Below are 20,502 nucleotides of genomic sequence, written 5' to 3'. Positions count from 1 at the left end.
ATCACTAGATTAAACCTTTAAACCCCATCGAGAAATTCATTGAAAGCGGCTGAAGAAGGCGCTATAGTATATTGATTTAATGTGGATGGTTCAATGAACCGATCCCGATGCTTTGCCGCGGAACGAAGGTTTTTACTGCGTTCGGCGACGTCTTCAGGGGACAATGTGCACAGGCCCCGTTTGTGAGGAAATTTATGTCGACACTGGAACCCATGGATCAGAAGTTGCCCCAGGGCGACCCCTACACCGCGGAACGGATCACCGTGCTCGAAGGGTTGGCGGCGGTTCGAAAGCGGCCTTCCATGTACATCGGAAATGTTTCCGTGGAAGGCCTCCATCACCTGGTCTACGAGGTGGTGGACAACAGTATCGATGAGGCGCTTGGCGGCTATTGCGACAACATCCGTATTCAGATCCATCTGGATGGGAGCGTCACCGTCGAAGACAACGGCCGGGGTATCCCCGTGGATCTCCATGAAAAGGAAAACATGCCGGCCGTGGAAGTGGTCATGACCAAGCTCCATGCCGGAGGAAAGTTCGACAATTCGGCCTACAAGGTCTCGGGCGGTCTTCACGGGGTCGGCGTCTCCGTGGTGAACGCCCTGAGCGAGTACCTGGAGGTGGAAATCCGCCGGGATGGAAAGGTCTATTTCCAGCGCTATGAACGGGGGGCGACGCGGACTCCCCTTCAGGTCATCGGCGAAACAACCCGCCGCGGAACGCGGATCACCTTCAAGCCTGATTCGGAGATCTTTTCCGACACCAACCTGAGCTTCGATATTCTGGCTCAGCGGTTTCGCGAGCTGGCGTTTCTGAACAGCGGAGTGCGCATCGAGCTTTCCGATGAGCGGATCACCAAGGAAAAAGTCTTTCATTATGACGGCGGCCTTGTTTCCTTTGTGGAATACGTGAATAAGAACAAGGAGCCGCTTCATCCGGAAATCATCACCATCAGCGGCGAACGAAGCGACGTGCTCTTGGAAGTCGCCCTGCAGTACAATCGCACCTATGTGGAAAAGATTTTCAGCTTCGCCAACAACATCAACACCAGGGAAGGCGGTTCGCACCTGACCGGGTTCAAGGCGGGGCTTACGCGGAGCATTAAGCAGTATGCTCAGTCTCATCCGAGCGGGATGGCCAAAAACGATCTGGAGCGCATGACCGGGGACGACGTGCGCGAAGGGCTCACCGCGGTGGTGAGTGTCAAGCTTCTGAACCCGCAGTTTGAAGGTCAAACCAAGACCAAGCTGGGAAACAGCGAGGTCAAGGGCCTGGTGGAGAATCTGGTTTACGACAAGCTGAGCGCCTACTTCGAAGAGAATCCGAGGGTGATCCGGGCGATTCTGGACAAGGTTCTGGAAGCGATGAGGGCCCGGGAGGCGGCTCGCCGCGCGAAGGAACTGACACGCCGAAAGGGGGTTTTGAGCGATCATTCGCTTCCCGGGAAGCTTGCCGACTGCCAGGAACGGGATCCGAGAAATAGCGAAATTTTCATCGTGGAGGGCGATTCGGCCGGCGGATCGGCCAAGCAGGGGCGGGACCGGCGTTTCCAGGCGGTGCTGCCGCTTCGAGGGAAGATCCTCAACGTGGAAAAGGCCCGCTTCGACAAGATGCTGGAAAATCAGGAAATCCGAACCATGATTTCCGCACTTGGCACGGGCATCGGCCAGGACGAATTCAGTCCGGACAAGCTTCGCTATCACAAGATCATCATCATGACCGACGCGGACGTGGACGGAGCGCACATCCGGACGCTGCTGCTCACCTTTTTCTTCCGCATGATGCCCGATCTCATCGAACGCGGCCACCTGTACATCGCTCAACCGCCGCTTTACCGGATTGCGCCCACGGGACGCGGAAAAGAAGAGATTTACCTGCGGGACGAGGAGGAGATGGCGGTATTTCTGGTGCAGCGCGCGGTGGACAAGCACCGGGTGTTTTTGGAGGGCCGTGAGGAACCGATCCCGTCCGACGAACTGGTTCGGCTCATGAAAGTGTTTTCGCGCTACGAAGACTGGCTGGACCGACAGAGCCTCAAGGGCATCCGGAAGCGGCTTCTGGAAAGGGTCATCGAGATCATCGGCCTGGAAGGGCTTTCCCCCCAGGACCATGCGGGAATGGAGCGGTTGCGGGAGGTGTTGGAAGCGGACGGATACGCGGTATCGGAAGTGGAGCTGGAGGAAGAGGGGCGCGGATACGACCTTGAGATCTGGCAGCCCAGCAATGGTCAGGAAAGGGTCAGGCTGGAATACGGTTTTCTCACTTCCGTGGAATTCAAGAAGCTTTTGGAACTTCACGGCCAGCTGGCGGTGCTTCGGGACAAGCCGTATCGAGTGGTGAGCGGCCAGGGCGAATCCCACCCGGAGCGGGAGGGGGGCGTGGGGGAAGTCGTCGTGGAAGATCCCAGGGCGCTCTTCAATCACCTTCGCGAGCAGGCGGTCAAGGGATTGGCCATACAGCGTTACAAGGGTCTTGGTGAAATGAACCCGGAACAGCTGTGGGAAACCACTATGAACCCGGAGAAGCGACTCCTGCTCCAGGTCCGCATTGAAGATGAGTACATGGCCGATGAGCTCTTCACCACGCTCATGGGCGACCGGGTGGAACCGCGCCGGGAATTCATTCAAGTGAACGCCCTGGATTTCCGGGAACTGGATATTTGAGGAAGGCGGCCGGTCTGCAGCCGCCGGCTGTGTGCCGGCCGTTACCTACCGTTCGCAGCGAGCGCATTGCTTACCGCTTTACACCTTTTGATTTTCTGGAGCCTTTGCCTTCATGAGTCAGAGCACTATCAATATCGAGGACGAAATCAAGCTGTCTTACCTCGACTACGCCATGAGCGTCATCATCGGGCGTGCTTTGCCGGATGTGCGAGACGGCCTGAAGCCCGTGCATCGGCGGATCCTGTTCGCCATGCACGAACTGAAAAACGACTATAACAAGCCTTACAAGAAATCCGCGCGCGTGGTCGGGGACGTGATTGGTAAGTATCATCCCCACGGGGACGCAGCGGTATACGACGCGCTCGTGCGCATGGCGCAGGACTTCTCCATGCGTTATCCGCTGGTGGACGGTCAGGGAAACTTCGGGTCCGTGGACGGAGATCCGCCGGCGGCCATGCGCTACACCGAGGTGCGCATGGCTCGGTTGGCCCACGAGTTCCTCCAGGACATCGAAAAAGAAACGGTACCGTTTATCGCCAACTACGACAATTCCATGATGGAGCCGGTGGTGCTTCCGACCCGGGCTCCCAACCTGCTGCTCAACGGAGCTTCGGGAATCGCCGTCGGGATGGCCACCAACATCCCGCCTCACAACCTGACCGAACTCTGTCGGGGACTTCAGGCGCTCCTGAAGGATCCCGAGCTCAGCCTGGCGGAACTCATGCGGCACATCCCCGGGCCGGATTTCCCCACCGGGGGATTCATCTACGGGACGGAGGGAATACGGGAGGCTTACGAGACGGGCCGGGGGATTGTCAAGATGCGGGCCCGCATGGAACTGGAAGAAAAAGGCGCGGGCCGGAAACAGCAGCTTGTCGTCACCGAACTGCCCTACCAAGTGAACAAGGCGAAACTGCTCGAAAAAATAGCGGACCTGGTCAAGGAGAAGCGGATCACGGGCATCCAGGACATTCGCGACGAATCCAGCAGGGAAGGCATGCGGATCGTCCTTTCGCTCAAAGCCGGTGAAAACCCCAAGGTGGTGGAAAATCAGCTGTTCAAGTTCACGTCCCTGGAAATGACCTTCGGCGTGATTCTTCTTGCCGTGGTGGACAACCGTCCCGAACTTCTGGATCTGAAATCCGTGCTCGGCCATTTCCTGGATTTCCGCCGGGATGTCATCGTGAAGCGCACCCGGTACGATCTAAGCCAGGCCGAAAAGCGGGCTCACATTTTGGAAGGGCTCAAAAGGGCTCTGGATCACCTGGATCAGGTCATCCGGCTGATCCGGGAAGCGCCCAACCCGCCCACCGCCCGGGCGCAACTCGTGGAGCACCTGGAGTTGACCGAGGTGCAGGCTCAGGCCATCCTCGACATGCGGCTCCAGCGCCTTACCGGCCTGGAACGGGAGAAGATCCTCGAAGACTATCGGAAGATCCTTCAAGATATCGAACGATTCAAGAAGATTCTCGCCTCGTCCGTCCTCGTCGACGAAATCATCCATGGCGAAATCCAGGAACTGATCGATCTCTACGGTGACAGGAGGCGGACGGACATCGTTGTCGAAGAACGCGAGGTGAACCTCGAGGACCTGATCGACGAAAAGGAAGTGGTGGTTACCATTTCCAGGGCCGGGTACGTGAAGCGGACGCCGCTTGACGTGTACCGAAGCCAGCGGCGCGGCGGAAAGGGCCGCACCGGGATGAACATCAGGGAAAAGGACGTGGTCACCACGGTCTTCACCGCATCCACCCACGATCACCTGCTGGTCTTCACGACGCTCGGCCGGGTTTACTGGCTCAAGGTCTACACCATTCCGGAAGTGGCTCCGGCGGCCCTGGGCAAAGCCATCGTGAATCTGCTGCCGCTGATGGAAAACGAACGGGTGGCGACCATCCTTCCCGTTCGGAACTTTGACGACGGCCGGTACGTGATCATGGCCACGCGCAGGGGCGTCGTCAAGAAGACGGAGCTTTCCGCCTACAGCAACCCGCGGCCGAGCGGCATCCGCGCCTTGGTGATCGATGAGGGTGACGAAGTGATCTGTGCCCGGATCACCGATGGAAACCAGCATTTGTTTTTCATGAGCAAGGCCGGCAAGTGTATCCGGATCGAAGAAAAGGACGTTCGGCCCACGGGAAGAGTGACCCGGGGCGTTAGGGCCATGGAACTGGCCGGAAGCGAACTTATCGGCATGGACCTCTTGAGCGACGACTACGCCGTACTCGTGGTGACCGAACGGGGATACGGCAAACGCACACCGGCTGCGGCGTACAAGGTTCAGCGCCGCGGCGGCCAAGGGGTGATCAACATCCGGGTGACGGAAAAGAACGGTGAGGTGGTGGCGTTTCGCCAGGTGAGCGAAGAAGACGAGATCCTCATCATCACCAACAGCGGCCGCCTTATACGAATCGCCGTTTCGGAAATCCGTGAAATGGGCCGCGCCACGCAGGGCGTGAAACTCATGGACTTGGGCGATGCGGAAAAGGTGGTGGACGTGGCGGTGCTGGTCGAATCCGAAGAAGAAAGAGAGGAAGAAGACCAGTGACGGAGTATCTCGAATCCGTGGCGGTCGTCGGTGCCGGAAGTTGGGGGACGACGCTCGCCCATCTTCTCGGCGACAAGGGATATCCGGTGGACCTATGGGTCTACGAAAAGGAAGTCTTTGAAGCCATCAGGGACAACCGCGAAAACAGGATTTATCTTCCGGGGTTCGCCTTGAGCGGGAATATACGTCCGCATCTGGACATGAAAGCGGTGGTGTCGGAACACCGCCTGGTGGTGATGGTGGTTCCTTCCCACGTTTACCGTCAGGTGGCCCTTCAGATGCTTCCCCACCTGCGGCGAGACGCCATCCTGGTCACGGCCACCAAGGGCATCGAAAACGAAACGCTCCTGACCATGTCCCAGGTTTGGAACGAACTTTCTGAGGCGACACGGGTCGTGAGCCTGGCTGGGCCTTCCTTTGCCCCGGAGGTTATGAGAAAAGTGCCCACAGCGGTCACGGTCGCTGCGGATGACTTGGATACGGCCAGAGAAGCGCAGCGGGTCTTCCACACCTCCTATTTTCGCGTGTACACGAGTGTGGATAAGATAGGAGTGGAACTGGCCGGGGCCCTCAAGAACGTCATCGCCTTGGCGGCGGGCGTCTGCGACGGACTGGGTTGCGGTCACAATACCCGGGCGGCGCTTATCACACGGGGGCTTGCGGAAATAACCCGGCTCGGCGTCCGCATGGGAGCGCATCCCTTCACCTTTGCCGGCCTTTCCGGCATCGGGGACTTGCTGCTCACCTGCACGGGCGACCTGAGTCGCAATCGAACCGTGGGCTACAAACTGGGACAGGGCCGGAAGCTCGAAGAAGTGCTCGGTGATATGCGTATGGTCGCCGAAGGAGTGAAAACCGCCCGTTCCGTATATCATCTCGCGAAAAGGCTCAACGTCGAGATGCCCATCTCCGAGCAGGTATACCGCGTCCTCTACGAAGGCAAAGACCCGCGCCGTGCGGTTCAGGAACTCATGGAACGGGATCTGAAACACGAACTGGAAATGTATGACGAAAACGCCCCTATCTTGAACGGGTATGCCCATGGGCGATGACAGCATGAGGGAAATCCGAGAGCGCGTGAAGCAAAAGAAGGAGGACTACCGCCGTTACAACTTCGAACGCCTCCAGGAAGAAGCGTTTGCCACCTTCTTTGACCTGGCCCAGGAATACACCAGCCTGAAGTATCTGTACATGATCTGTGTCGCAGTGCCCGAGGCATTCTTCCAGCTGAAGAGCCGGCTCTATGTCATTCATCCGAAGACGTCGCAGCTGGAAAAGGTGTGCACCAGCGAAGAGGGGTTGATCCAGGACAAGGAAGAACGGCTGAACGTTTCGGTGAAGCTTTCAGAAACCGGTTACGAAACGGATGTGTCGCTGGTTTTCCCTATCCGAGGCAACCGCGCCCTCACCTACTGGCTTCCGTTTCACAGTCAGCACAATGTGCTGGGACTCTTTGAAATCGAGCCCAAGGATAAGGTGGACGCCAAGAATCATTTCTTCCTGGAAAAATTCACCAATCGGATCGGTTACAACCTGCATCAGAAAATGCTCATCCAACAGAACATCGAACACCTCAAGTTCATCAACCAATTGGTGGCCAATATCGAACACAACGTCATTTCTCCCAACCTTTACTACAAGTTGTTCATTCTTCGACTCAGGAAAAACCTGGAAAGCTACCAGAACATCCAGGAGAAGCTCCACAACCTGATCCTGTTCTACGGCGACTGCAACGAGCCGCACTGCCGGCAACTGTGTGAACTGTACCACGACCTGTCCACCAACAACGAAAACCTGGAAACGGAATGGAAGTCGCTTTCCAATCATTACGAACACACGAGCCTTTTTCTCGAAACGCTCCTCAGGCGGGACCATTTTGAAAAAGGCACGTATGTCCTTAGGAAGCAGCCTTGCAACTTCCGTTTTGAAATCATCGAGCCGATCCTGAAACGCTATCGCCCCATCTTCGCCCAGAGAGGCATCACGCTGGATAACCGTCTGGAGGAGATCCCCGATGAGGAAGTGACCCTTTTCGTGGACAAAGGCCTGATTTCGCAGGTTTTTGACAACCTGTTCTCCAACGCCGTCAAATACACTCGGGAAGTGCAAGACGCGACCGGCCGCCGGATCAAGCTGGTTTCCTATAACCGGAAGATCCTCAGAGACTACTTCGGAGAAGGCATTCACGGTGTTCAGTTCAATATCTTCTCCACCGGAGAGCCATTGCCCGAAAACGAAGCGGAAAAGCTTTTCGACGAAGGTTACCGCGGTTCCAATGTGGGTGACGAACGCGGGATGGGCCACGGGCTGCATTTCGTCCGCAACATCGTGGAGATTCACGGCGGCCGGGTGGGTTTCGAACCCAAGGATTACGGAAACGTCTTCTACTTCATCTTGCCGCTGAAAGAGGAAATGTCCGTGGAGCAGCTTGGATGATTCCTTTCGGAAAGCTGCTCGTCGATGAAGGCCGCGATGATGGATTCGTACTCTTTGCCCACAAACGGCCGGTAAGCGAAAAGTTCCTTTTTGATTTCATCCCAATAATGTGACAAGGCCTCGGAGGTCGGGCATTCGCATATCTTTTCGAGTATGGAGCGCAGGTAGTCATCGCGGACACGCGCCCGATGATGCTCGAAGAGTTCTTCCATCATGAATTCATGTTCTTCGGAAAGACTGGCTTCTTCCTTTATTCTGTTCATTTCCTGATGAATTTGATCCAGTTCCGAAAAATCGCTCACCTTTTTCAGCCGATCCTGGATATTCAGCAATATTTCGTCGCTGATCTTCTCCATTTGATCTTGATAGGCCTGTTTCAACTGCTCGGCGTAATCGGAGGTGTCGTAGGGGAGATTGCGCAGGTTCTTGAGCAGGGACTTGTAGCGGGCCTTGAGTTGTTCATGGGTCCGGGCGGCGCGTAGCGGTTCGATGAGCTGTTCGACCTGGAGCATGTCCTGAAAGCCGACGCGCATGCCCGGGCCGTGGGGGGTGTGCTGGAAATGGAAACCGACCCGCGGTGATGGCGGCGAAGCGGGGGTATCGGCCTGTGGGGTTGACACGGCGGCCTGCTGAGCGTCGCGAAGGATCTCCCGCACCACGTCCTGCTTCTTGCGGATGTTCTGTCCCAAGGGGCGGAAACTGATGAGTCCGTTTCGAACGTTCGCACCGTGGGCCCGTTCGAAGGCATCAAAGCTCAGCTGCAGCAGTTTGATGCATTCGCTCGCTGCCAGGTAGCGGCTGAGGGCATGGAAATCGTAAATCCGGTAGCTCCGGGCGAAGGGATCCAGGCAATCGAAAAGGAGGCCCCGGGTTCGGGCGGGCATTTCGGAAACGATTTTCAGTATGGCGGCCGCCTGTTCCAGCTGCTCCTTGAATCGCGACGGCCCGGTGCTTTTCAGTCCCTTTTTATGGTAGATAAAGTTCGGAGGCATGTTCAGGCCGAACATCTGGAGATCCTGGTAGTCCACCCACTTCAGGTCCAGAAGTCGGAGCAGTCTTTCGAAGGCCGCGATCCGCCGGCCGCGCCGGAGGCGTAGGTCGTCGCCGGGACCGCAAGGGCTCTCCTCGTGGGGCAGGAAGATCCGGAACATTTCCGGTAAAGCCTGGGAGTCGACCACCGCCGCATCGGCCTTTTCGCGCAAGGCGTCCTTCAGCCAGCTTTCCCAACTGCTCCGCGACTTTAGAATCTGCAAGGCGACGGCTCGGTACCACAGAAAAAGATCCAGCAGATCCTCGGTCATGAGTCCTTCTTCCACGGCGGCCGCTGCCAGGATGGAATGCACCACGAAGGCGTCCAGGAGGCGTTCGTCACGGCTTGCCGTCAGGTGTTCCAGCGCCGTGACGGGTTCCTCTCCCTGGATCACGTGACCGATGGAACCGTGGTGCTGGATGAGCTGGAGCGCGGTCTTTCGGATTTTCGGATCCGGCTGGTATTGCTCCAAAATACCTGCCTTCCGAAGAAGCGCGGTTCCCTGTTCCGCGTGGGTCAACAGATCGGAAAGTTCCGGGTAGGCGGCGCGGTATGGTTCGATCTTTCCGATGTCCTGGAAAAGCAGGCCCAGGGTGAAGGCCTGATAAAGTGTGCGACGCTGCCGGATACGTTCCACCAGGTGTTCGAGGATTTCCAGTTGGGGATGCTTGGCACCGGTATCCTCCTCGGCCAGGGGGCCGAATTCCTGCTTGGCGAGCTGGTAGAACGTGTTCCGGTCTTGGAATCCTTCGCGGTCTTTGGTGATGAGCGCCTGGAATTTTTGAAGGCAGCGCATCACGTAGTTGCCCACTGACTGTTTCTTGCGAGTGGGCCAATTCTCGATCAGATTGCCGAGCGCGTGGAACTCGGGGAAGATGAAACGCAGTACATGAGGGCAGTGGGCTGCGAGCACGCTCACGGTATCGTAGATTTCCTCGGGAACGAAAATCTGGCCCTGGAAGATCACCCGGAGCCGGTCTTCCAGGTGTTCGATCCGCTGCAGAACGATGCCGCTTTCCGGCCGTTCGGCGGCCACCGCTGAACGGTTAGGGCTCTTTCGATTCAAAAAACTTCGATAGCTGTCCAGTTCCGAAAAAAGTCTTTCCAAGTCCTGTAAGTGTTTCAAGGCAATGCCTTGCAGCTTGTGCGCCTCGAAGTGCTGCAGAAGGGCTTCGAGCTGGAGCAGGTCCTCGTCCACGTCGACGAAGGTCACGTCCACCGCCTGGGTGACCGGGTTCAACATGAGCCGGATGCCGCTTTCGAAGGCGAAAGCGGGTTCATTCTTTGAAAGGGTTTCCCGGATGGATTCGATGAACGGCGGCCCCAGGTCGGCTTCGGGAATATCGAGGAGGGCCCTTCGGATCTTTTCGATCCTCTGATCACAGCGGCCTGCGGAAACCCCGGCGAGGATAGGGTTGAAGTTGACGATGTATTTGACGGTGGCGTTGACGCTGATCCAAAGGAGCGTGAATCCGGCGCGGGTGCCCAGACGCGGAAAGAGGTGGCCGGTGCCGTGGAATTCGGTTTCCAGGAACCGGCGGAAGAAGTGGGTCTGCCCAGGGATGGGATCGGCGAGAAAGCGCTGCCGGTAATCGGCGGCGGCCCCGGCGAGGTCCAAGGCGTCCTGGAGCTTGCTGAGCATTCGCGGGGAGTAGTCGCACAGCACTTCCTTCTGGCAGGGGCCCTTATCCTGGAGTTCCTGCCAGTTGTTGAGAAACTCGAACAAGTTGAAAAACTTCATCATTTCCCGGACGGCCTTGTACTGGACATCTCCCAGTTCGCTGATCTGAAGGTCCACCAGTTTTTCCCAGTCGAGTTCCGGCTGGGTGGCCACCTGGATGGCGTCATAATAGAGCCTGAAGATTTCCTGCACCTGGGCCGGCGTGAACTCGTCTCCAAGAGACGCCGCGATTTCCGCCAGAGTCATGACCCGGCAGATGCGCAGCAATTCCACAATGTGTCGGTAATCGTCCTCGTCAGCCATGTCGGTCACGGGCTTGAGGCTCTTGGGAGAAATCTTGCCGAAAACGACGCGGCTCATGGTGGTGTGGCCCACCACGATGAGCAGCAGTTCCTTGAGCTGAGCCCGGGTGAAGCCGTGAAGCGAAAGCTTTTCCATGTTTTCCAGCACGGGAGTGGTTTGGCCTTCGACGTGATCCGGGTTCAAAACGGCGGCGGTCGCCCGCAGCTTTCCCACCTGTTTAAGAAGCTGGCAGGCGGCGTTGAACCCCTCATGGCGGCTTCGACGAAGCTTGAACGGGTTGCTGATCCGGTCCTGTTCGATTCGAGAAAGCTTGGGAAACCGGCCGTCCCTGATATGCCCAAGGTTTTGCAGCACATCCACCACATAGCGAAAGGAATTGCGGTAGGCGGCCACCAGGGGCAGGCTGCAGCCCATTAGGCCGGAACGCCTCACTTCTTCTTCCAGTTCGCTTGAGCGGACCGCGGGCGTTCGAGGAGTGCCGGAGTAGATGAGCAGGCTTTCCGGAAGTTCGCGGTCCAGGCTCAGGCGTTGATCCCAGTATTCCCGGTAGGGAGCGGGAGTCTTGCGGGTGAGCTGAAGCGTTTCGAAGTACGGGGAGAAGGCCTTTTCCCATTGCTTGTCCAGGTTGCGGGCGTAGCCGCCGGGAAGTCGAATGTTGAGGTAAGGGAGGGCGTGAAGGTCTTCCAGGGTCAAGCTTTCCGGGCGGCGGTCTTTGAGGAGTTCCCGGAGGTGGGCGTCGAGAGTGGCGTAGCGGTTCAGGTAGTGATAAAGATCGGAGGGATGGATTTGGAGTTGCCTGGAGCTGGTTCGATATTTCTTTTTCGTCCTGAAAATGTGGGTGTAAATAAGGAAATTCTTTAGTTCTTCTTCCGTCTTGAACTCTACCTGGTAGTCGGTCTCTTCCCGCGTATAAGGGCAGTGGGCCATCACGATGAACTTTCCGTCTTGTTCAAGAAGGTCGTACAATTTTCCCGAAAGATAGGTGGCCCACTGGATCAGGCGCTGGAGCCTGGAGGTTTGCTGAACGGGCCGCGGAAGACCCTGTTCCAGCAGGACTTCGAACAGGTCCTTCGGAAAAATCACGATGTCGAGCGGCGTGCGGCAGGAGCGGATTCGGTCTATGGAATCGAAGAGCACAATGCGGTGCAGGGAAAGCCGGGCCGTCAGTTCGTGGACAATCAGATCCTGGCGGGGGGCGACCAGGCCGATATCGAGCCGTTCAATCCCGGTTTTCAGTAGGTGCTGGAGCACCAGTTCTTCGATTTCGTCGGCCTTGGTCTTGATGTCCTGAAGCGAATGGGCCACCAGATTGATGGGGATGAGGAAATAGCGGCGGCCGCTTTCGCTGTAGCGGATGAGAAGTCCAAGCCGCTGATAGATCCGGTTGATGCGCCGGGCGTTGCGGATAATGTCGCCGGTGTCCTTCAGGTTGAGATTCTGCAGGAATTCGAAGTCGGCTCCGGAGAGCTTGTTCTGCTCCACCAGGCCTAGCCCGTAAGCGTTTCCTCCATACCGGCTGAGAAGAAAGTTGGGGTGATCTTCCGCCGCGAACGTCCCCATGGGAACATCCCGCGCGTCGATGCCGTAGCGGCCGTATTCGTCGGGAGAGATGATCCGGAAGAAGGCCTTCTGGGAGTCGGGTGGGCCTTCCGGTTTGCCTGAAGAAAAACTCATGGGATGCCGCCGTTTGGAAAGAGCGGGATCCACGCCCGGAAGCCTCTGATGATCCCGCCCTCGGTTTTCGATCTCGTTGCCGGTCGGAAACGCGGAGAAAAAACCTTGTTCCCGCCGTTTCGCTCATGATAACCCTACCATGCTCAAATGCCACCCATAAAGGCCAATCTGTGAAAGGGAGTTTCGGAATGGGGCGGGCGTCTGGTTTCTGGCTGGCCGTGGCGCGCTTGTGCGGCGTGGGGACGGTTTCCCCGGCGCCGGGGACGGTTGCGACCGCGGTCGTCGGGGTTCCCTCCGCGGTGCTTCTCTCTTTCCTTTCCGCTCCGTGGGACTACGGTGTGGTGGTCCTGGTTTTTTTTCTGGCCTGCCTTGCGAGTGCCCGGGCGGCGTCGGTTCTGGAAGACGATGATCCCCGCCAGGTGGTGATCGACGAACTGGTGGGCTATCTGGTGACCATGGTGGGGCTTCCGGTGTCCCCGCTTTCCCTGGCGACGGGGTTTGTGGCCTTTCGGCTTTTCGACATCTGGAAACCGTGGCCGGTTTCGGTTCTGGACAGACGTCTTGGGGGAGGTTTGGGAATCGTGGCCGACGACGTGGCGGCGGGTCTTTATGCTCATGTGTGCGTCTGGGGAGTGCTCCAGTGGGTCGGTCGATGACAGGCCCGCGGGTGATTGCAGTCCGGAGAGGGACCCCGCCAGGCGGTTCCGGCTCGACGTGGGGGTGCGCGGGCGGGGACCGTCACCGGGCGAGGCGCATGATAAAACTTTGGTAGCGTTCTAAAGTGGACTCCTTAAGCAAAAAGGCTGACGAAGGTCAAAAAATCCCCGTCTCCCCCCTCCCCTTAATCCGCTCCCACAAGGGGAGGGGAAATAGAATTCGGCATCAAACATCAGGTCTATTATTTTTTTACGCTACCAAAACTTTGCGACCTCCGGAAGGCTCTGGTAAAGTGCGGGGGTGGTCGCACTTCCTTTGCGAGTGACCCATGCCGACGCTGAAAAGGACCGAAAAGACGGGCCCCCGCCGCTTGTTGGCTGCAACGTTTTTGTGCTTCCTCCTGATGGCACATTACGGCGCCTCCTTCGCCTTCACCGGTGAAGAGAAGAATACCATCGACGTTTATCAACGGGTGGCTCCTTCGGTGGTGAACATCACAGCCGAGGTGCTGCAATTCGACTTCTTTTTCCGGCCGGTGCCGACCTCCGGTGCCGGTTCCGGCGTCATCCTCGACGCCGAGGGAACCATCGTTACGAATTATCATGTGATCGCCGGCGCTCGCGCTCTGGGTGTCACCCTGAGTGACGGGTCCCACTGGGAAGCGGAGGTTGTTGGCACGTCGCCCGAAAGCGACCTGGCCGTCATCCGCATTCACGCCGAAGACCGCACCTTGGCGCCCATCGCCCTGGGGAATTCGGACGAACTGGAGGTGGGCCGAAAGGTTTTCGCCATAGGGAATCCCTTTGGGCTGGGCCAGACACTGACCGTGGGAATTGTGAGCCAGTTGAACCGGGACCTCCGGAGCGACGGCGGAGTCTTTCGAGGGCTCATCCAGACCGACGCCGCCGTGAACCCCGGCAACTCGGGAGGTGCGCTGGTGGATTCCGCCGGGAAACTGGTGGGCATCAACACCGCCATTTTGAGCCCCACCGGCTCCAGCGTAGGGATCGGTTTCGCCATTCCCATAAACCACGTGAAACGCGTGGTGCCGGGATTGACCCATGCCGGAGGGCGGTGGCTCGGCTGGCTTCTGGCCTTCCTTTTGGTTGCCTGGATGATCCGGCGCATTATCCGAGCGGCCTGAACAAATGTGCCGAAGAGCTGATCGGCCAGATGGTTGCGAGCGGTGAGCACAACGACGGTCGGGTTCTCCATCGCCGGCTCGCGGACGATGCGCCCGGCGATGAGCAGCTCCAGCGCCACCATCGCGTTGTCGGTGAGGCGCGGCTCACCACCGAAGGTCTGCTCGACGGCCCCGAGGATCCCGGCCAGAGCATCGCCGCGCTCCTGGCCGAATAGGGTCCCGGCCTCGGCGCACGACGCAAGGTCCTCGCGCAGGGTCAGCATCGCCCAGATGCGAAACTGGGTGCCGCGCAGGGATTTGACCCGATAGCCGACCAAGCGGAGCTGCATTCGAAGAGCGGGGGACCCGCAGTACGCAACTTTCTGCACAGTTCTTCAGCGTTCATAGGGGCAACTCCTCTAGTGCTGAAGGAGCATGCATCTGGCCACGGTGCTCGATCTTTGCCTTGCGGCAGAACTGCTGCCGGACCTCCATGGGCTGGTCCCAGGTGGCGCTGATGTCGTCGGGAAGGTAGGCTTCCTTGTCGCGAAACGACTCGGTCCAGCGGTGCTTGTGCTTTTCACCCACTCCGTTCTGGAGGAAGTCAACAAACGCCGTGTTACCGTTCTCGAGGCATGGCGTGATGCGTCCCAGCAGCGTGTCGCCGACGGCGAAGCGCCTTTTTTCGCCGATCCGCTCCATGTAGTGGTTAGGCAACCCGTCTTTATATGCATTTAACCCCGGCATTGCGGTGCGTCACTTACCCGAGAGTGCATTCACCAGCATAAATATCGCGGCTGCTATCGTGAGAATTCCGGAAATGATTTTCAGGCTTTTCGGTTTTGTCTTTAGCGCAATTCTACTGCCGATCAGCCCGCCTATTACTGCCACCGCTCCACACGGAATCGCCAACGCCGGGTCAAACCCTCCATGCAAAGCGTTGCCAGCAAATCCAGTCAACGCAGTTGCCGCTTGCATGGCTGTCGCTGTACCGACAGCAGTACGCATCATTACGCCACACCCAACAACCATCAACGGGACAAGGAATGATCCCCCTGAAATTCCTACCATCCCAGAGAAAAAACCGGTAACCATGGTTAAGGGCACAGCGACCCACAAATTGATGACATATTGATTGATGCCTTCCTTGACATTCCAATAACCAAAGCGTGAAACAGCGACCTTATGTGCCTGTTTTTCGGGCAACAGCATGGCAACGCCTGCGATGAACAATAACAGGGACAATGCTGTTTTCAATGTCGTACCGCCGAACGAATGGGCCATGAACCCTCCGATAAAGGCCAGCGTTGCGTTCAGGCCACCAAAGAAGAATACCAGCGGCCAAGACATCGTCCTTGCCTTCCCAAAGACAACGGCTCCCATTAACGCGCTTACAAGCAGAATGAACTGGCTGGTTGTGGAAGCTGTGTGCATCGGGACTCCCGAAAAGACAAGCGCCGCTACATAAAAGTTGCCGCCGCCGCGTCCGCTCATGATCATGACTACCGTGAGGGCAAAAATGATAGCGATAACTATAAAAGTGTGCATTACGATTAGTGCCTCTCCTGTTCAATTTTGTGATTGCCAATTGCCTTGTACAATTTCCCCGGCAATAGCTGACTGGTGATTGCATCATAATTGCTGGCGGTAATACGCACGTTTTCATAACCAAGGGAGCGTAGATACATGTATACGATGGTAGAACGGGTGCCAGCAGAGCAAAAAACGCCGACGGTTTTATCACGAGGTATCTCGTTATGACGATTTGGGATTTCATCAATCGGAATCCATAGAACCCGTATGTGATGTTCCAGTCTAATCTGAAGTGATTCCCACTCTTGGCGGGATCTCACATCTAGAAAGATTGCATCTTTCGTCGCAAGCAGGTTTTCCATTTCGATCTTGTGTCCGCCGCTTGCGAAGAAATCAAATGTCATGCTTCGTAACAGTTCGTCCCAGTTGCTCATTTTCTCTCCTTTTGGTTTATGTTGCTTAACGGGGCGAGCTGAGGACATACGGCCTAAGACGGCATCCCTGTTGCCGTTCTTAGGCCGTTAAGTGCTCCAGCGATTGTTCGAAGGGCCGCCTGCGGCGGCCTCAAGAATAGGCGCTGGAGCGAAGCTCAGCTCGCCCCATTCGCGGCGCGCCGGAGACGTGCCGCGAATGTCGGGCATAAGGGGCCGCGTCTTTTTGCCGTCGCCCTTAATGCTCTCGTTAGGCTTACGACGCTTCTCGCAATACTGATACTTAATCTCTGTTCAATGCACGTTAACTTGTACGTTATCTAATTGTATTAATTTCCGGTAATCGCGTTTGCCAGATTTTCGGCAAGCTCTTCCCCATTAGCTCCAATTTCATCAGGCGTTGTACAAAATGGTAAAATATAATTCCCTTTTGATGCTAACTTGGCATATTCACAAATACCGTTAAAAATACTCTGTATAGCGTCACAATTGCGTTCGATCGGCCCCATGCAGGTAACAAGTAAGGCCGCAGGTTTATCGCTAATAAGGGACGTGTAGTCAGGTGTACCATAGCCTTTGACAAGGCAAAAATGCCTGTCAATCAGGGGTTTTATTTGAGAAGTAAAACTCCACCAATATAATGGGGAAGCATACACAATTGCATCAGCTTGGATTAATTTGTCAAATATCAACAATGCATCATCTTTTTGAACGCATCCGGGTTCATCTTTCTTTTCCTGGCATCTATAACATCCAAGACAGCCACCTATATTATACTTGCTGATGTTAATAATTTCTATTTCATGATTCTCCTTAACTTTATCTTCAAACATGGACACCATTTTGGCTGTGTTCCCTTTTCTTCTTGGACTTCCCAAAATTACTATAATTTTCACAATGCACCTCCGAATTCAAAAAAGTTTATATTGATACAAAATCTTGATCAAGATACATAATGCCGCAAAGCATATCAAGACAGACGCGGCGGCAATGTAGCGTAGCGGAATTCCTATGGGTGCAGATCCTCCCTGTGGCAGGATAGTTATCGCATGATCTAAATCCATCTACAATCGAATTTCTTGGGGGCGATGGAGGATCGGATCATGCAATATTCCAAAGAGCGTAAAGAAGCTGTTCTGAAAAAGATGATGCCGCCGCACAACCGGTCGATCATCGAGCCGGCCAGGGAGGAAGGCATCAGCGACGCGACTCTGTACCTCTGGCGCCGGCAGGCGCGCGAGCGGGGCCTGTTGCTGCCCGACTCGGATAGGGGGCCCGAGGGGTGGAGCGCGCAGGAGAAGTTCAATACCGTTGCCGAGAGTGCCGGCATGAACGAGGCCGAGCTGGCCGACTACTGTCGCCGGAAGGGGCTGTATCCCGAGCAGTTGGCCCGGTGGCGCAGGGCCTGCGAGACGGCCAACGACTGGGACCGCGAAGTGAACCGCCGGCTAAAAAGCGAACAGAAGGCCGATCGCAAGCGCATCCGCCGGCTCGAACGCGAGCTGCACCGCAAGGAGAAGGCACTGGCCGAAGCGGCGGCACTGATGGTGCTTCGAAAAAAAGCCGAGGCGATCTGGGGGGAGCCCGAGGGCGAATGATCAGCGCCCCGGATCGCCGTCGAGCTGTCGAGCTGATCGAAGAGGCCCGTAAGATCGGTGCGCGGCTGGAGCCGGCGTGCCGGGAGCTGGGGATAACCGCGCGTACCTATCAGCGCTGGACCAGAGACGGCTAGGTGAGAACCGACCTGCGACCTGAGGTGCCACGGCCGGCTCCAGCAAACAAGCTGTCGTCGGAGGAGCGAAAGACCGTTTTGAGCGCTTGCCATAATCCTCGATATGCCGGCCTTCCTCCGGGGCAGATCGTGCCCAAATTGGCCGATCAGGGCGTTTAGATAGCCTCAGAGTCGAGCTTCTAGCTGCTTTTGCGCGAGGCTGACGAGCAACATCACCGGGGCCGCAGCCGGAAACCGCAGGCGAGCACGCCTCCTAAAGGCTACTGTGCCACGGGGCCGAACCAGGTGTGGTCGTGGGACATTACGTATTTGCCTACACTTGTCAGCGGAATATTCTTCTACCTGTACATGATCATAGATGTCTTCAGCCGAAAAATTGTCGGCTGGGGTAGGTCCACGCTGAGGAGTCTGGCTTCAATGCCGGCATTTTGGTCCATAAAGCGATTTTGTCTAAAGGCTGCACCGCGTCGCCGCCGGTACTTCACCAAGACAACGGCGCGCCACAGAAAAGCTTCACCCTGCGGGCGAAACTGGAAGCATTGGGGGTCACCACCTCTTACGGCCGCCCGCACGTCAGTGACGCCAATCCCTATTCGGATGCCCTGTTCAGGACGGTCGAATAGCGGCGGGACTATCCGTGCCGCGGGTTTGAGAGCCTCGAAGAGGCCCGGCGTTGGGTACTTGAATTTGTGCGCTGGTAGAATCATGATCACCAGCACAGCGCCATCCGTTTTGTCCCTCCTTGCCGGCGGCACGGCGGTGAAGACCACGACATCCTGGCCGCTCAGCGGCGCGTGTACGAAGAGGCCAAGGCCCGGCATCCGGAACGCTGGAGTGGCAACATCCGCAACTGGGAGCCCGTTCTTGAAGTTTGACTGAACCCACCGGCTGATGCCAATAGACAGCGTAGCGCATCTTGTCGGAGCGGCAAACCTGCCGCCTGTACAAGATGTCGACTCTATTGCTCCTTGTGCAGGCCTTCGATTCCTATTTCAGAGAGCAACACACCGACCTCGACTGGGCCACCCGTCTGGCGTAGCAAGCCCGAGCCTGTGATCAGATCACCTAGCACTGGCTAAAGACCAAAATCAACTATATCTGTTGTCTCCTTTACATCTTCTAACAAGCCCTTTTTTGTTGAAACCACAGCAACTATGTTATTGTCGACTATTGTAAAGCCCTTTATATGCTCGTCAATTACTCGTTCTATTGATCCTTTTACGAACTGATTATCTTTATATTTAAACGACACCATCCAATTGTTCTCAATCTCACTAATACCTACAACTGAGCCAAGCTCATTTCTTTTACTTGCTATTACTAAAAGTTCCGAAGTTCCATCCGCATCAACATCTTCTGTTACAGGAGGTAGCTCTATACTAACAGTATTTTGCCTAACATAGGGTGATTTTGGATTTATTTCATATGTGAGCATAGATGCATTGTTGCCTATCACCTTAGAGGAAGTATAAATAAGCTCATTTCCGCTATAAATATATAGTATGTTGTTACGAATAAATATGTTCTCATTTACACCGTCACCGGTAACATCAGAGATCGCACTACCTAACACCGTAAATTTGGTTGGAAACTCATATATATATTCACCTTGATGGAGTCCGTCGCTGTTAATATTATATTTTCTAATGCGTTTGCCATAGAATTCCTCTGGATCATATTCTTGTCCCAATATAAATGTTCTCCTGCCATCGCTGTTGTCATCAAAGACACCCATTATAGAATGTGAACTATCTAGGATACTTAGTTTGTCTCCATTTATTCTTGAAAGATAACTTACGATCCTGTTGTGCAGCCTTGACCAGGTATTGATTATAATATAAAGATTATCGTTCTCCTCTACTTGTAGCCACTGGACTGTGAGGCCTTCGTTGTTATCCGGGACATCAACCTCAATATTTAATGCATCACGATCATTCACATTGATTACTCGAATGCGTTTGTCATTTATGGCTGCTAAATAGAGATCTCCATTAATCTTTAAAAAATCTGCCATCTTTGTATAAAAGGGAAAACTGTCAATACGTCTTAATTTCTCATAGGTAACAGCGTTCCCTAGAATAGCTTCGCTATCTTTTGCATCAACTGTACTCGCTTTATTTAAATCACCGGCCGCCTTGGGCGACCCATTGGCATCGCTATAAATATTTATCAGGTCATTATCTCCACCATATACTTCAATTTTATCATCATAGGCGATAAATGCCAGACAAACTGTACTTTTGTCACATACTTTTGTGAGTACGCTATTGTCGGCATCCTCAATATATTGATAGCCTTCCCACTTTAAGAAAGGGAGATGTTCTTTTAGATAAAGATAGATATGTTTGCTTTTTCCTGTGAGATCAAAAAAGGTGGATGGAACATGCTCATATCGGACAACTTCACTCCCTATTGCTGCTTGGTTCAAATTATCGCCCAGCGATTCGGCAAGAGAATAATTGTCCTTGATTCCAATAACCTTTAAGTGTGAAACGACGACACTATATGTCATCTCTTGATTCGTTTTCGGGTGGATAATCGTCTTCTTATCTACCAATGAAAAGATGTCGCCAACGTTTATGTTATTATCTATCCCGACATCAATGATAAGGTAATCACCCTCCTTACCTACAATATATGCGGAGACCTGCTTAAAATCGCAGACTATGTCTTCGCAGACATCATAAGCAT

At 55.4% G+C, this 20,502-nt stretch carries 12 protein-coding genes and 2 pseudogenes; 8 read left to right on the top strand and 6 right to left on the bottom strand.

The window, feature by feature from the left end; translation table 11 throughout:
* Window positions 1-194 precede the first annotated feature (194 nt).
* The 4 genes from gyrB (at window position 195) to FDQ92_RS07455 (ending at window position 7,647) form a co-directional block, all read left to right on the top strand.
* Window positions 195-2,663: a DNA topoisomerase (ATP-hydrolyzing) subunit B gene (gyrB, locus tag FDQ92_RS07470; protein WP_281276856.1), complete on the top strand. Its 2,469-nt coding sequence runs from the start codon at window positions 195-197 to the stop codon at window positions 2,661-2,663.
* Window positions 2,664-2,775: 112 nt separating this feature from the next.
* Complete coding sequence (gene gyrA, locus FDQ92_RS07465) at window positions 2,776-5,211, top strand: DNA gyrase subunit A (RefSeq protein ID WP_137423992.1); 2,436 nt, start codon at window positions 2,776-2,778, stop codon at window positions 5,209-5,211.
* On the top strand, window positions 5,208-6,263 hold the full coding sequence (locus FDQ92_RS07460) for an NAD(P)H-dependent glycerol-3-phosphate dehydrogenase (RefSeq protein ID WP_137423991.1): 1,056 nt from the start codon (window positions 5,208-5,210) through the stop codon (window positions 6,261-6,263). The genes gyrA and FDQ92_RS07460 overlap by 4 nt, the downstream gene beginning before the upstream one ends.
* Before the next feature lie 25 nt (window positions 6,264-6,288).
* Window positions 6,289-7,647, top strand: coding sequence for a sensor histidine kinase (locus FDQ92_RS07455; RefSeq protein ID WP_170180242.1), 1,359 nt, complete (start codon window positions 6,289-6,291; stop codon window positions 7,645-7,647).
* Here FDQ92_RS07455 and FDQ92_RS07450 read toward each other — a convergent pair.
* Window positions 7,596-12,335: a hypothetical protein gene (locus FDQ92_RS07450; protein ID WP_137423989.1), complete on the bottom strand. Its 4,740-nt coding sequence runs from the start codon at window positions 12,333-12,335 to the stop codon at window positions 7,596-7,598. The genes FDQ92_RS07455 and FDQ92_RS07450 overlap by 52 nt on opposite strands.
* A gap of 188 nt (window positions 12,336-12,523) precedes the next feature.
* On the opposite strand from FDQ92_RS07450, the gene FDQ92_RS07445 reads away from it, so the two are divergent.
* From FDQ92_RS07445 to FDQ92_RS07435, 3 genes are all read left to right on the top strand, one after another.
* Window positions 12,524-12,991 carry a phosphatidylglycerophosphatase A family protein gene (locus FDQ92_RS07445; RefSeq protein WP_211341404.1) on the top strand — a complete coding sequence of 156 codons (468 nt, stop codon included), beginning with the start codon at window positions 12,524-12,526 and terminating at the stop codon, window positions 12,989-12,991.
* A gap of 329 nt (window positions 12,992-13,320) precedes the next feature.
* Window positions 13,321-14,136 carry a S1C family serine protease gene (locus tag FDQ92_RS07440; RefSeq protein WP_137423987.1) on the top strand — a complete coding sequence of 272 codons (816 nt, stop codon included), beginning with the start codon at window positions 13,321-13,323 and terminating at the stop codon, window positions 14,134-14,136.
* Complete coding sequence (locus tag FDQ92_RS07435; RefSeq protein WP_137423986.1) at window positions 14,067-14,351, top strand: hypothetical protein; 285 nt, start codon at window positions 14,067-14,069, stop codon at window positions 14,349-14,351. The genes FDQ92_RS07440 and FDQ92_RS07435 overlap by 70 nt, the downstream gene beginning before the upstream one ends.
* Before the next feature lie 352 nt (window positions 14,352-14,703).
* Here the strand turns inward: FDQ92_RS07435 and FDQ92_RS16210 are convergent.
* The 4 genes and pseudogenes from FDQ92_RS16210 to FDQ92_RS07415 all read right to left on the bottom strand — a co-directional run.
* Window positions 14,704-14,793, bottom strand: a pseudogene (locus tag FDQ92_RS16210) (restriction endonuclease subunit S); the annotation flags it as partial.
* Between the two features lie 78 nt (window positions 14,794-14,871).
* On the bottom strand, window positions 14,872-15,663 hold the full coding sequence (locus FDQ92_RS07425; protein ID WP_137423985.1) for a sulfite exporter TauE/SafE family protein: 792 nt from the start codon (window positions 15,661-15,663) through the stop codon (window positions 14,872-14,874).
* A gap of 5 nt (window positions 15,664-15,668) precedes the next feature.
* Entirely contained in the window at window positions 15,669-16,082 is a 414-nt protein-coding gene (locus FDQ92_RS07420; protein ID WP_170180241.1) for a rhodanese-like domain-containing protein, read from the bottom strand.
* Window positions 16,083-16,408: 326 nt separating this feature from the next.
* A complete protein-coding gene (locus tag FDQ92_RS07415; protein ID WP_170180240.1) occupies window positions 16,409-16,975 on the bottom strand; it encodes a flavodoxin family protein in 567 nt (188 codons plus the stop codon).
* Window positions 16,976-17,179: 204 nt separating this feature from the next.
* Between FDQ92_RS07415 and FDQ92_RS07410 the strand changes: the two are divergent.
* Window positions 17,180-18,686: pseudogene (locus FDQ92_RS07410) on the top strand (IS3 family transposase).
* Window positions 18,687-18,886: 200 nt separating this feature from the next.
* On the opposite strand, the gene FDQ92_RS07405 reads toward FDQ92_RS07410, so the two are convergent.
* The gene (locus tag FDQ92_RS07405; protein WP_137423982.1) at window positions 18,887-20,323 is read right to left on the bottom strand and encodes a hypothetical protein; all 1,437 of its coding nucleotides are present in this window, start codon (window positions 20,321-20,323) and stop codon (window positions 18,887-18,889) included.
* Window positions 20,324-20,502: the final 179 nt, after the last annotated feature.

Origin of the sequence: Desulfoglaeba alkanexedens ALDC (assembly GCF_005377625.1) — a bacterium.
Lineage (GTDB): Bacteria > Desulfobacterota > Syntrophobacteria > Syntrophobacterales > DSM-9756 > Desulfoglaeba > Desulfoglaeba alkanexedens.
This window is presented reverse-complemented; position numbering and strand designations above follow the sequence as displayed.